Origin of the sequence: Pseudooceanicola sp. (assembly GCF_029213205.1) — a bacterium.
Taxonomy (GTDB): Bacteria; Pseudomonadota; Alphaproteobacteria; order Rhodobacterales; family Rhodobacteraceae; genus Pseudooceanicola.
The window spans coordinates 264,814-276,452 of record NZ_JARGNH010000001.1 but is presented as its reverse complement, the minus strand read 5'-3'; the positions used below and the strand labels follow the sequence as shown (position 1 = coordinate 276,452).

General features: G+C 62.0%; 11 protein-coding genes and 1 pseudogene. 9 read left to right on the top strand and 3 right to left on the bottom strand.

Annotated features, from left to right (window positions below; all coding sequences use genetic code 11):
• Nucleotides 1-68 precede the first annotated feature (68 nt).
• From P1U48_RS01355 to P1U48_RS01320, 8 genes and pseudogenes are all read left to right on the top strand, one after another.
• Complete coding sequence (locus P1U48_RS01355; RefSeq protein WP_301066375.1) at nt 69-2,273, top strand: NADP-dependent isocitrate dehydrogenase; 2,205 nt, start codon at nt 69-71, stop codon at nt 2,271-2,273.
• A gap of 76 nt (nt 2,274-2,349) precedes the next feature.
• Entirely contained in the window at nt 2,350-3,564 is a 1,215-nt protein-coding gene (locus tag P1U48_RS01350; RefSeq protein WP_301066374.1) for an NADP-dependent isocitrate dehydrogenase, read from the top strand.
• Nucleotides 3,565-3,717: 153 nt separating this feature from the next.
• Complete coding sequence (locus tag P1U48_RS01345) at nt 3,718-3,993, top strand: STAS domain-containing protein (RefSeq protein ID WP_301066373.1); 276 nt, start codon at nt 3,718-3,720, stop codon at nt 3,991-3,993.
• On the top strand, nt 3,990-4,355 hold the full coding sequence (locus P1U48_RS01340; protein ID WP_301066372.1) for a response regulator: 366 nt from the start codon (nt 3,990-3,992) through the stop codon (nt 4,353-4,355). The genes P1U48_RS01345 and P1U48_RS01340 overlap by 4 nt, the downstream gene beginning before the upstream one ends.
• A gap of 8 nt (nt 4,356-4,363) precedes the next feature.
• On the top strand, nt 4,364-6,553 hold the full coding sequence (locus P1U48_RS01335) for a chemotaxis protein CheA (RefSeq protein ID WP_301066371.1): 2,190 nt from the start codon (nt 4,364-4,366) through the stop codon (nt 6,551-6,553).
• Entirely contained in the window at nt 6,546-7,004 is a 459-nt protein-coding gene (locus P1U48_RS01330) for a chemotaxis protein CheW (protein WP_301066370.1), read from the top strand. The genes P1U48_RS01335 and P1U48_RS01330 overlap by 8 nt, the downstream gene beginning before the upstream one ends.
• Nucleotides 7,001-7,882, top strand: coding sequence for a protein-glutamate O-methyltransferase (locus P1U48_RS01325; RefSeq protein ID WP_301066369.1), 882 nt, complete (start codon nt 7,001-7,003; stop codon nt 7,880-7,882). The genes P1U48_RS01330 and P1U48_RS01325 overlap by 4 nt, the downstream gene beginning before the upstream one ends.
• A 12-nt stretch (nt 7,883-7,894) precedes the next feature.
• Nucleotides 7,895-8,296 (top strand): annotated as a pseudogene (locus P1U48_RS01320) (response regulator).
• 18 nt (nt 8,297-8,314) lie between these two features.
• Here the strand turns inward: P1U48_RS01320 and P1U48_RS01315 are convergent.
• From P1U48_RS01315 to P1U48_RS01305, 3 genes are all read right to left on the bottom strand, one after another.
• On the bottom strand, nt 8,315-8,893 hold the full coding sequence (locus P1U48_RS01315) for a chemotaxis protein CheD (protein ID WP_301066368.1): 579 nt from the start codon (nt 8,891-8,893) through the stop codon (nt 8,315-8,317).
• A 148-nt stretch (nt 8,894-9,041) separates the two neighbouring features.
• The gene (locus tag P1U48_RS01310) at nt 9,042-10,169 is read right to left on the bottom strand and encodes a chemotaxis response regulator protein-glutamate methylesterase (protein ID WP_301066367.1); all 1,128 of its coding nucleotides are present in this window, start codon (nt 10,167-10,169) and stop codon (nt 9,042-9,044) included.
• 223 nt (nt 10,170-10,392) lie between these two features.
• Nucleotides 10,393-10,989: a response regulator transcription factor gene (locus P1U48_RS01305; RefSeq protein ID WP_301066366.1), complete on the bottom strand. Its 597-nt coding sequence runs from the start codon at nt 10,987-10,989 to the stop codon at nt 10,393-10,395.
• 137 nt (nt 10,990-11,126) lie between these two features.
• Between P1U48_RS01305 and P1U48_RS01300 the strand changes: the two genes are divergently transcribed.
• Nucleotides 11,127-11,615 carry an oxidoreductase gene (locus tag P1U48_RS01300; protein ID WP_301066365.1) on the top strand — a complete coding sequence of 163 codons (489 nt, stop codon included), beginning with the start codon at nt 11,127-11,129 and terminating at the stop codon, nt 11,613-11,615.
• The last annotated feature ends 24 nt before the right edge of the window (nt 11,616-11,639 follow it).

The window sequence follows — 11,639 nt, the reverse complement described above, 5'->3', positions numbered from 1 at the left end:
CGAATCCAGCCAAGCTTGATCCAGGCAAGCCGCTACAATTTTCGTAACCCGACCGAAAGGGATCCCCGATGGCCGATACACCCAATCCCGATATCATCTACACCAAGGTAGACGAGGCACCGGAACTCGCCAGCGCGTCGCTGCTGCCGATCATTCAACGCTTTGCCGCCGCCGCCGATATCAGCGTCGGCACCAAGGATATTTCCCTGGCCGGGCGCATCCTGTCGGCCTTTCCCGAACATCTGAGCGCCGATCAGCGGGTCACCGACGACCTCGCCGAGCTGGGAAAATTGGTCAATACCCCCGCCGCCAATGTGATCAAGCTGCCCAATATTTCGGCCTCGGGACCGCAGCTTCTGGCCGCTATTGCTGAGCTGCAATCCAAGGGCTTCGCGCTGCCCGATTACCCCGAAACGCCAAGCAGCGACGCCGAAAAAGCCATCCGCGCCAAATACGACGCGATCAAGGGCTCGGCGGTGAACCCGGTATTGCGCGAGGGCAATTCCGACCGCCGCGCCGCCGTCGCGGTCAAGAATTACGCCATGGCCAATCCGCACCGGATGGGCGATTGGAGTGCCACCAGCAAAACCCGCGTCGCGGCAATGTCGGGCGGGGATTTCTTTTCGAACGAAACCGCAGCCACCCTTGCCAGCGCCAGCACGGTCAAGATCGTGCTGGAAACCGCCGATGGCACCACGGTGCTGAAAGACGGGATTTCCTATCCTGCCGGCACCGTGGTCGATGCCACCTATATGAGCGCCAAGGCGCTCGATGCGTTCCTCGCCGAGGAGATCGACAAGGCCAAGGCCGAGGGCGTGCTGTTCTCGCTGCACCTCAAGGCCACGATGATGAAGGTCTCTGACCCGATCATCTTTGGCCATGCGGTCAAGGTCTGGCTGGCACCGGTGTTCGAGAAATTCGCCGACAAGCTGGCCGCCCTCGGGGTGAACCCGAATTCCGGCCTCGGCGACCTGCTCGACCGGGTCAAGGATGACGCGGAAATCACCGCCGCGATTGACGCGATCTCTACCACGCGCCCGCCGATGTATATGGTCAATTCCGACCGGGGCATCACCAACCTGCATGTGCCCTCGGACGTCATCGTCGACGCCTCGATGCCAGCGCTGATCCGCGCCGGTGGCAAGGGCTGGGGCCCGGACAACAAGGAACATGACGCGGTCTGCGTGATCCCGGACAATGCCTATGCGCCGGTCTATGACGAAACCATCAAGTTCTTCAAAGCCAATGGCAAGCTGAACCCGGCCACCGCCGGAACCGTGCAGAACATCGGGCTGATGGCGCAAAAGGCCGAGGAATACGGCTCTCACCCCACCACCTTCGAGATCCCCGAGGCGGGCACCGTCAAGATGATCCTTGAGGATGGCACCGTGCTGCATTCGCACGCGGTCGAAGCGGGCGACATCTGGCGCTCGTCCTCGGCCCGCAAGGCGCCGATCGAAGATTGGATCAATCTGGCGATCAGCCGTCAAAAGGCCACCGGCTATCGCGCCATTTTCTGGCTCGACCCCGCCCGCGCCCATGACGCCGAGCTGATCGCCTATGTGAAACCGATCCTGGCGGCGGCAGGTGTTGCCGACAAGTTCGAGATCATGGATCCGCGCAGCGCCACCCGCGCCTCGTTTGAAACCATCACCAAGGGCGAGAACACCATCGCCATCACCGGCAACGTGCTGCGCGATTACCTGACCGACCTGTTCCCGATCCTCGAGCTGGCGACCTCGGCCAAGATGCTGTCGATCGTCAAGCTGATGAATGGCGGCGGGCTGTTTGAAACCGGCGCCGGTGGCTCGGCCCCCAAGCATGTCCAGCAATTGATCGAGGAAAATCACCTGCGCTGGGATTCACTCGGCGAATTCTGCGCCCTGGGTGAAAGCCTGCAGTTCCTGGCGGATGCCAAGGGCAACGCCCGCGCCAAAGTGCTGGGCCAGGCGGTGGATGCTGCGACCCAGGGGATTCTGGATCACGACCGCTCGCCCAGCCGCAAGGTCGGTGAACCGGACAACCGCGACAGCCATTACTGGTTCGCCCGCTACTGGGCCGAGGCGCTGGCGACGCAATCCGAGGACGGCGAACTGGCCAAGGAATTCGCCCCGGTCGCCAAGGCGCTGGCTGAAAACGAGGCCAAGATCGCGGCCGAACTGGTGGCGGGCCAAGGCGCACCTGCGGATATCGGCGGCTATTATTATCCCGATCCGGCCAAGCTGGCCGCGGTGATGCGGCCAAGCGGCACGCTGAACCAGATCATCGGTTAAGCTCAACAGGCGCCGTCCCCCCCCGGGTCGGCGCCTTTTTTCAATGATTTGACCCGGCCACCCCAGGGAGAACGAGATGTCCAAGATCAAGGTTGCGAATCCGATTGTCGAAATGGACGGCGATGAAATGACCCGGATCATCTGGGACTTCATCAAGCAAAAACTGATCCTGCCCTATCTCGACCTCGACCTGCTCTATTACGACCTCGGGATCGAAGAGCGGGATCGCACAAATGACCAGATCACCATTGATGCCGCCGAAAAGACCAAGGAAATCGGCGTCGCGGTGAAATGCGCCACGATCACCCCGGACGAGGCAAGGGTCGAGGAATTCGGCCTGAAACAGATGTGGAAATCACCCAACGGCACCATCCGCAACATCCTCGGCGGGGTGGTGTTTCGCCAGCCGATCATCTGTTCGAACGTGCCCCGCCTGGTCCCCGGCTGGACCCGGCCAATTGTCATCGGTCGCCATGCCTTTGGCGATCAATACAAGGCCACCGATTTCAAATTCCCAGGGCCCGGCACCCTGACGATGAAATTCACCGGCGACGACGGCACGGTGATCGAGGAAGAGGTCTATCAGGCCCCCTCCTCCGGCGTCTACATGGGCATGTATAACCTTGATTCCTCGATCCGCGACTTCGCCCGCGCCTCGATGAATTACGCGCTGAACCTCGGTTGGCCGCTTTACCTGTCGACCAAGAACACCATCCTCAAACAATATGACGGTCAGTTCCTGCTGCTGTTCCAGGAGGTGTTCGACGCCGAATTTGCCGATAAGTTCAAGGCCAAGGGCATCACCTATGAACACCGGCTGATCGACGACATGGTCGCCTGCGCGATGAAATGGAACGGTGGTTTCGTCTGGGCCTGCAAGAATTACGATGGCGATGTGCAGTCCGACACCGTGGCCCAGGGCTTTGGCTCTCTCGGGATGATGACCAGCCAACTGATGACCCCGGATGGCAAGATCGTCGAGGCCGAGGCCGCGCATGGCACTGTCACCCGGCATTATCGCCAGCATCAAAGGGGCGAAGCGACCTCGACCAATTCGATCGCCTCGATCTATGCCTGGACCGGCGGGCTGAAACACCGCGCCAAACTGGATGAAAATGCCGCCTTGATGAATTTTGCCGAGACGCTGGAAAAAGTCATCGTCGACACGGTCGAATCCGGTTTCATGACCAAGGATCTGGCGCTTCTGGTCGGGCCAGAGCAGAAATGGCTGACCACCATGGGATTCTTGGAAAAGATCGCGGAAAACCTGGATCTGGCGCTGGCGGGCTGAAGGTGACGGGTGCAGACCTGACAAATTTCTTGAAAATGCCGCCCCCCGTAACCGGCCCTTAACGCCCTGCCCCCTAGACAGGCCGCGATGGAAATCTGCGACCCGGGGGACAGGGCATGAACATTCTACCAATCCGGATTGGCACCCGCGCCGATGGCTGAGGCGCTGATCCTGCAATCTCAGCTCAACCTGTCAGCCGCCGATCCGCTGGCGCAAGATCTGCGCGCCCGTCTGGGCGGCGACATCACCCTGGATGCCCGCGCCGTCACCCATCTAGGGACGCTCTGCCTGCAGGTTCTGATCGCTGCGGCGCACAGCTGCCAGCAGACCGGCCACCGGTTCAACATGGTCAACGCGCCGGACTGGATGACCAGTCAATTAGAAATGATGGGACTTTCCCCCGAAACCCTGGGTGCGAGGCCGCGATGAGCCTGACAATCCTGGCCGTGGACGACAGCCGCACCATCCGCAACATGATCCGGCTGGCGCTGATCCCAGAGGGGTTCACCGTGTATGTCGCCGAGGACGGGATCGATGGGCTGTCGGTCCTGGATGGAATCGCCCCGGATGCGATCATCACCGATATCAACATGCCGCGACTGGACGGGTTCGGCTTTATCGATGCAGTCCGCGCCCAGAGCAATCACTGCGCCACCCCGATCCTGGTGTTGACCACCGAAAACGCGCCCGAGATGAAGAAACGCGCGCAAAGCGCCGGCGCCACCGGCTGGATCACCAAACCCTTTGATCCCGAAAAGTTGGTCAAGGCCCTGCTTATGTTTGCCGGATAGGGGCGGTGATGAGCGATCCGATTGATCCAATGGCCGAAATCCGCGCCTCCTTCTTCGTCGAATGCGAGGAATTGCTGGAAGCGCTGCAAGACGGGCTGACCGAACTCGAGAACGGCGATGGTGATCCGGAAACCATCAATGTGGTGTTCCGTGCGGTGCATTCGATCAAGGGCGGCGCCGGGGCCTTTGGTCTGGAACCGCTGGTGCGTTTCGCGCATCGCTATGAAACCGTGCTGGAAGAGGTGCGCGCGCATCGGTTGGCGCCGGTTGGCGATGCGATTAGGCTGTTCTTTGAGGCCGCCGATCACCTCTCTGACCTGGTGCGCGCCTGCCGCGATGATTTGCCCACTCCGGAGGCGAGCAGCGACGCCCTCCTGGCCGAGCTTGACGCGTTGTTGGCCGACCCGGAACCCGAAGAGACGAAACCGGTCGATTCCCCCCCCCTCGGAGTCGCCATCGACCTGCCTGACCTCGACCCGGTCGAAGAACCCAAGGTTGCTGCTCCGCTGCCGGTGCCGCCGGACAACATGGCATTGCCCTTCCCGCATTGGCTGATCCGCTTCCGCCCGGAATCCGAGCTGTATAAAACCGGGAATGAGCCGCTCTTGCTGCTGCGCCAACTCGCCCAGCTGGGCGAATGTCATGTCGATTGCGATATCACCGCCCTGCCCGCGTTGACCGATCTGAAACCGGAACAACCCTATCTCAACTGGACCATCCAACTCGACGGCGGCCTGGACGAGGCCGATATTCGTGACGTATTCGAATTCGTCGACGGGCTTTGCGACTTGCAGATCGACCGTGTCGACGGGCCGGAGAATCTGCCGCCGCCTGGCAGTGCCGCGCCCACCCTCGCGCCGAAAATTGTCGATCTGCCGCGCGCCGCGCCCAGCCCACCAGCCACAGAGGTCCCCCTCGCCACGGTTCCGCACCACCCTGACCGGATCGATGAGCCGCACAAATCCAGCACGGGCGCGACCGCTAAATCGGTTGTCCGGGTCGATCTGGAACGCATCGAGCGGTTGGTCAATCTGATCGGCGAGCTGGTGATCAACCAGGCGATGCTGGCGCAATCGTTGGACTCCGTCGACCTGTCACCGCATTCCGACGCGATGAACGGCTTGGAGGAGTTTCAGCGCCTGACCCGTGACATTCAGGACAGCGTGATAATGATCCGCGCCCAGCCGGTGAAACCGCTGTTTCAACGGATGTCCCGCATCGTCCGTGAGGCCTCATCGGCGGTTGGCAAAGAGGTCCGCCTCATCACTGAGGGCGAGACGACCGAGATCGACAAGACGGTGATCGAACGGTTGACCGACCCGCTGACCCATATGATCCGCAACGCCATCGATCACGGGTTTGAGGATGCGCCAACCCGGCAGGCTGCTGGCAAGCCGAGCGAGGGACAGCTGCGATTGTCTGCGGCGCACCGCTCTGGCAGGGTGGTGATCGAGGTCTCTGACGATGGCGGCGGCATCAACCGGGCCCGGGTCCATCAGATCGCGGTCGAAAAAGGGCTGATCCCGGTTGAGGCCGTGCTCTCGGACAGTGAAATCGACAACCTGCTGTTTCTGCCCGGGCTTTCCACCGCCGCCAAGAGCACCGACCTTTCCGGTCGCGGCGTTGGCATGGATGTGGTGCGCACCGCGATTCAGGCCCTGGGCGGGCGCATCTCGATCGCCTCGGAACAGGGCAAGGGCACCGCCTTTACCCTATCGCTACCGCTGACCCTGGCTGTGCTCGACGGGATGGTGATCAACGTCGCCGGAGAGACCCTGGTGCTGCCGCTGAATGTCGTCATCGAAAGCCTGTCGCTGTCGCATGACGACGTGCAGATGCTGCGCCCTGGCGCCTTTTTGGTGCGGGTGCGTGGCGATTTCGTGCCACTCTATGACCTCGGCGCAATGCTCGGCTATCGCGCCGCCCGCACCGATTACAATCAATCGAATGCGCTGCTGATTTCGCTGGATGACGACACCCGCGCCGCCCTGCTCATCGACGGGATCGAGGATCAGCGCCAGGTGGTCATCAAGGGGCTGGATGACAGTTTCTATCGCGCGCCAGGCATCGCCGCCGCGACCATTCTCGGCGATGGGCAAATCGCGCTGATCATCGACCCGGGCGATATCATCGCCGGGTCGACCTGCCCGCGCAGCACCGATCCTGGCCTGCCGGAAAAAAGGGCTCGATATGGCTGATCATCCCCAAGAGAAAAAGCTGGAATTGTTGACCTTTCGGGTGGCCGAACAGGAATATTCCCTCGACATCATGTCGGTGCGCGAAATCCGTGGCTGGACCCGCGCCACCCCGATGCCGCATGCGCCCAGCTATATGCGCGGCGTCATCAACCTGCGCGGCACGGTACTGCCGGTGATGGATCTGGCGCTCAGGCTGAATCTGCCGTCCCAGGAAGCCAATGCGCGCAATGTGATCATTGTGGTCACTCTCAACGGCAGCCTGACCGGGCTGCTGGTCGATGCGGTATCTGACATCGTCGCGATGGCCGTTGATGATCTGCATGCGCCGCCGGATATGGCCACCGATCCACATATGGCGGTGGTGCGCGCGCTGACCGTAATCAATGACCGGATGATCCGGGTACTCGATCTCGCGGCAGTGATCCCCAACCGCTCTGACGTGGCCGCATGAGCGCCGCAACCACCCAGAAACCGGATCACCGGCCAATCAGCGACACCGCCTTTGCGGCGATTTCGCGACTGGCCCGGGAAGAGGCCGGGCTGGTCCTGTCGCCAAGCAAGATGACCATGGTGCAATCGCGCCTCAGGGTGCGGCTGCGCGAGGTCAAGCTGCCCGACCTTGACGCCTACGCCCGGTTCGTCTGTTCCGAGGCAGGCATCGCCGAACGGCGGCTGATGATCTCGGCGCTGACCACCAATGTCTCGCATTTCTACCGCGAGGCGCATCATTTCGCCCTGCTGCGCGATCAGGTTCTGCCCAGGCTCATCGCTCGTGCCCGCGCCGGGGGCCGGGTGCGGATCTGGTCCGCCGGCTGTTCCAGCGGCCAGGAGCCCTATTCGATCGCGATGGATCTGCTGAGCGTGGCACCGGATATGACACATTGCGATGTTCTGATTCTGGCCAGCGACATCGACGGGTCCATCCTCGAAGCCGCCAAATCCGGGATTTACACCGACACGCAAATCTCCGGCATTCCGGCCGCGCGACGCAAGGCGTTCCTGATCGAACAGGACGCGCCGGGGGCCTATATGATCGCGCCGCCGCTGCGCCAATTGGTGCGGTTTCGCGAATTGAACCTGTTGCGCGACTGGCCAATGACCGGCCGTTTCGACGTCATCTTTTGCCGCAATGTGGTGATCTATTTCGATGGGGAAACCCAGGCGGCCCTATGGCCCCGGTTTCGCCGTGCCCTGCAGGATGACGGTTGGATGTTCGTGGGTCATTCCGAACGGATTCCGGATGCCGCACAGAGCCGGTTCACCGCCGTCGGGCAAACCGCTTATCGCGCCGCGCCACCAGATGTCAGCGCCCGCCCCCCCGCGATGTGACAGGAGAGTCCGATGGCCCGGCGCGATCAGCTCAGATTCATGTTGGTCGATTTCATGTTGGTCGATGATATGCCGACCAGCCGCGGTCTGATCATTCAGGCGCTGGACACGTTCGGGGTGCGCAATGTCGGCTCGACCGCTGACGGGCCACGCGCATTGAATGCCTAGGAAACTCACCCGGCTCACCTGTTGATTTCGGATTTCAACATGCCAGGAATGAACGGGTTGAAACTGCTGCAGACGCTGTGCGGGGGCACGCGCACCAAGGCGGTCGGGTTCATCCTGATGACCGGAACGGCCGACAAGGCGTTGATCGACAAGGGGCGGCAGTTGGGCATGAACAACTGTCTGAAAATACCCTTCGAACCAGCCCAGTTGCGCGGCTGTATCGAGGCGGTTGTCGGGCGGCTGTGAGATGACCCGGACCGGCGGTCAGCCAAGGTCGGACTCCTGTGGGTCTGCTGCGGGTCTGCCGATTTTGACGATCACGACACGCCGCGCCCGCCGCCCGCTGTCAATCTGTTGATTCAGGTTGTCGCCGGGCAGGTTGCCGGATTGGAAGCACAGGCCGCCGCGCGGGACTCCACCATGCTGCAAAGTTGTTGCGCCCACATCGATCTGGCTGCGGAAACCATCCAGAACCTGCAGCGGCGGGACTTGCTGTGCCAATCGCTGTCCGATATTGGCCGTGCCACTGGCCACCGGTTTCAGCAACACCCGGCCATCGGTGGGATGAAATCGCAGCTGGCGCGCATGGACCTTGCCAATGCTTTTGCCGAGGCAGGGAATCCTCTCGCGGTTGAGAAAGTCGCGCACGAAACCGGCATTGCCCCGACCAATATCGGACAGGGGCGAAATCATCTTGGCGCCACCAAGCACCTTGGCATGCAGGTTTCTGCGATTGGCGCCGCTCCGCACCAGAGCGTTGATCAGCAGATCCATCGCGTTGACGCCAAGCGAGGCATACGGGCATTTGGCGGATTGCGAATTGACCACCAGCCGGTGATTCATCCCACCAACCGCACGGATTGGATCCCAAAGGCAGGTCGACACGCACGAGCCCAGGATCGTCGAGATAACGCAATCGGCGCAATCGGACACCACCTATTCGCTTTGCGTGATCGTGATCTGTCGCAACCGGCGGACACCTGCCGCATGGCTACGCCCCATGGGTGGCGCGGCTGCGCTGGTTGATCGAACGGGTGATCGCCGCCGCAATCCGATCCAGCGCGATCTGTTCGTCCACCGCGCCGAGATCGGCGGCCGCCGCCGGCATGCCGTAGACCACACTGCTTTCCTTGTCCTGAGCAATGCAATAGGCGCCATTCTGGCGCAGGCTGAGCATGCCCTGGGCGCCATCACGGCCGAGTCCAGTCAAGATCACCGCCGTCACCCGATCCGCGAAATCCACCGCGCTGAGGAACAATTCATCGACCGAGGGGCAATGGCCATTGCGTTTCGGGGCATCGATATCCACACAGCTCAACTTGCCGCCCGACCGGCGCAACCCGATGTGGCGATCGCCGCCCCGCGCCAGATAGATGCAGCCCGGCTCCAACACCAGCCCGTCCTCGGCCATCAACACCCGTTGCGGCAGGATATGATCCAGACGCCCGGCAAAACTGGTCAGAAAACTGGCTGGCATATGCTGGGCAATGATGACTGGCGGCGCATCCATCGGCAAATCGCGCAGCACGATTTCCGCCGCGGTCACCCCGCCAGTCGAGGCGCCGATCAGGATCACATCCTTGCTGTAGGCAACCGGGCGCCGCGACGAAACTGCCGCGGCGGCGCGATCCCGCAGCATTGTCGGGCTTGGCTGTTCGGGGGCCGAGAGCAGCACCTGCGCGGTTGCCGCCGCATAGACCCGGTCGGCCAGCTGCGCCAGCAACTCAGGGGTGATGCCATCCGTCGGTTTGCCAAGGCAATCAACCGCCCCCAGCACCAGTGCCCGGATCGCCGCATCGCTGCCAACTTGGGTGTACCCCGAGAACATCACCACCGGCATCGGATGCAGCCGCATGATCCGACCAAGGAAGTCCAGTCCGCTCATCCGCGGCATTTCAACGTCCAGAATCAGGACATCCGGATTGAGGCTCTTGATCATGTCGCGGGCGACATAGGCATCTTCGGCGACGCCGATGACAGTCAGCCGCGGGTCATGGTCCAGTGCATATTTGACGATTTTCCCGATGACCCGGGAATCATCGACAACCAGCACCTTTTGCACCCCGTCCCGGACCACACGCCCCGAGGCGCGCCCGCGCACAAAACGCTCATCACTCACATTCATAGCTCCGAACCCTCCGACGGTCGGGGAGACGGGTGCAGGGCCACAGATTCTGAGGTGTTGCAGGCACCCGCAATACCGCAGACGCAGCCCAATCACCCGGCAGCAGCACCCAGATACAGGTCATTTCGCGGCCAGTCGCACCCGGCCGGACTCTGCTGCTGTTATTGCGGGGCAAGCATGAAGAATGAATTAAGCCGGGCCGACAAGATCAGATCGCCTAAAGCAATCCCATTTCGAGGGCGCGCATCGCTGCATGGGTGCGGTTGCGCGCGCTCAGCTTTCGGCACATGGTTTTCACATGCAGCTTGACCGTCACCTCGGTCAGGTTCAAATCCCGAGCGATTTCCTTGTTCGACAGACCTTTGGAGACGCCGCGCAAGACGTCGAATTCGCGCCGGGTCAGCATGTTCGCCAGCGCATCGTCGCCCGGAAGCTCTGGCGCAAACACCTGGCCTGCGAGGATGGTATCAATAGCGGAAATCAGTTCGTCCGGGGTCATCGTCTTGGGCAGAAACCCGGCGGCGCCTGCCTCCAGCGCGGCGGCGGCCACCGCCGTTCCGGCCGATCCGGAAATCAGGGCCACCGGCACATTTGGCAGCAACGCTCGGATCCGGTTCAACCCGGCCAGATCCTCCATTCCCGGCATCCGGTAATCGAGCAGGACAAGGTCGGGGACACCCTTTCTGACAATGCAGCTTTCGGTTTCTTCGACCGATACCGCGGCGCAGACCTGATGTCGCCCGCCCTCGGCCAGAAACATCGAAATCGCATCACGCACCAACGCGTGATCATCAGCCAGAATTATGCGCGCCATAATCAATCTCTTGTTTTCGAGTCCTGCTACACCAGCCCCGCCGATCTGTCTGCTGTTTTCCGCGAATTCAGGGTGCGGAAAGGTTTCCCTGATCAGACTGCACGATGTAAAATCGCTCCGACACAAAGGATACCGCAATGTTACGACGTGCCTTGATTGCCGGATGTGCCGCTCTGCTTGCGCTCGGACCGGCCCGTGCCGACCTGCCCGCCCCGATCGGGCCGGTGCTGCTGGTGGTGGTGAACCGCACTGGCGAGGAAATCGCGCTGGACCGCGCCGCGCTGGAAAAATTGCCGCAGGAGAGTTTCAACACCACCACCATCTGGACCGACGGCGCGCAGGCGTTTCGGGGGGTACGGCTGGCGACGCTGATGGCAGCGCTGGGCCTGAAGGGCAGGCAGATCACCCTGGTTGCCGCCAATGGCTATCGAGTGCAGCGCGACGCCGCCGGGCTGCAGGTCGACGCCGCTCTGCTGGCGACAAGCCGCAATGGCAAGCCGATGTCACTGCGCGAAAAGGGGCCGCTCTGGCTGGTCTATGATTACGATTCCGACCCGATGTTCCGGACCGAGGTGAGTTACGCCAATTCGATCTGGCAACTGGACCGGATCCTGTTTGCCGACTAACCTCGACACCGGGCCGTCGCGGGA

Coding starts and splice junctions, on each gene's coding strand:
- P1U48_RS01355 (WP_301066375.1), top strand. CDS start 69: ATGGCCGATACACCCAATCCCGATATCATCTACACCAAGGTAGACGAG.
- P1U48_RS01350 (WP_301066374.1), top strand. CDS start 2,350: ATGTCCAAGATCAAGGTTGCGAATCCGATTGTCGAAATGGACGGCGAT.
- P1U48_RS01345 (WP_301066373.1), top strand. CDS start 3,718: ATGGCTGAGGCGCTGATCCTGCAATCTCAGCTCAACCTGTCAGCCGCC.
- P1U48_RS01340 (WP_301066372.1), top strand. CDS start 3,990: ATGAGCCTGACAATCCTGGCCGTGGACGACAGCCGCACCATCCGCAAC.
- P1U48_RS01335 (WP_301066371.1), top strand. CDS start 4,364: ATGAGCGATCCGATTGATCCAATGGCCGAAATCCGCGCCTCCTTCTTC.
- P1U48_RS01330 (WP_301066370.1), top strand. CDS start 6,546: ATGGCTGATCATCCCCAAGAGAAAAAGCTGGAATTGTTGACCTTTCGG.
- P1U48_RS01325 (WP_301066369.1), top strand. CDS start 7,001: ATGAGCGCCGCAACCACCCAGAAACCGGATCACCGGCCAATCAGCGAC.
- P1U48_RS01315 (WP_301066368.1), bottom strand. CDS start 8,893: ATGAATCACCGGCTGGTGGTCAATTCGCAATCCGCCAAATGCCCGTAT.
- P1U48_RS01305 (WP_301066366.1), bottom strand. CDS start 10,989: ATGGCGCGCATAATTCTGGCTGATGATCACGCGTTGGTGCGTGATGCG.
- P1U48_RS01300 (WP_301066365.1), top strand. CDS start 11,127: ATGTTACGACGTGCCTTGATTGCCGGATGTGCCGCTCTGCTTGCGCTC.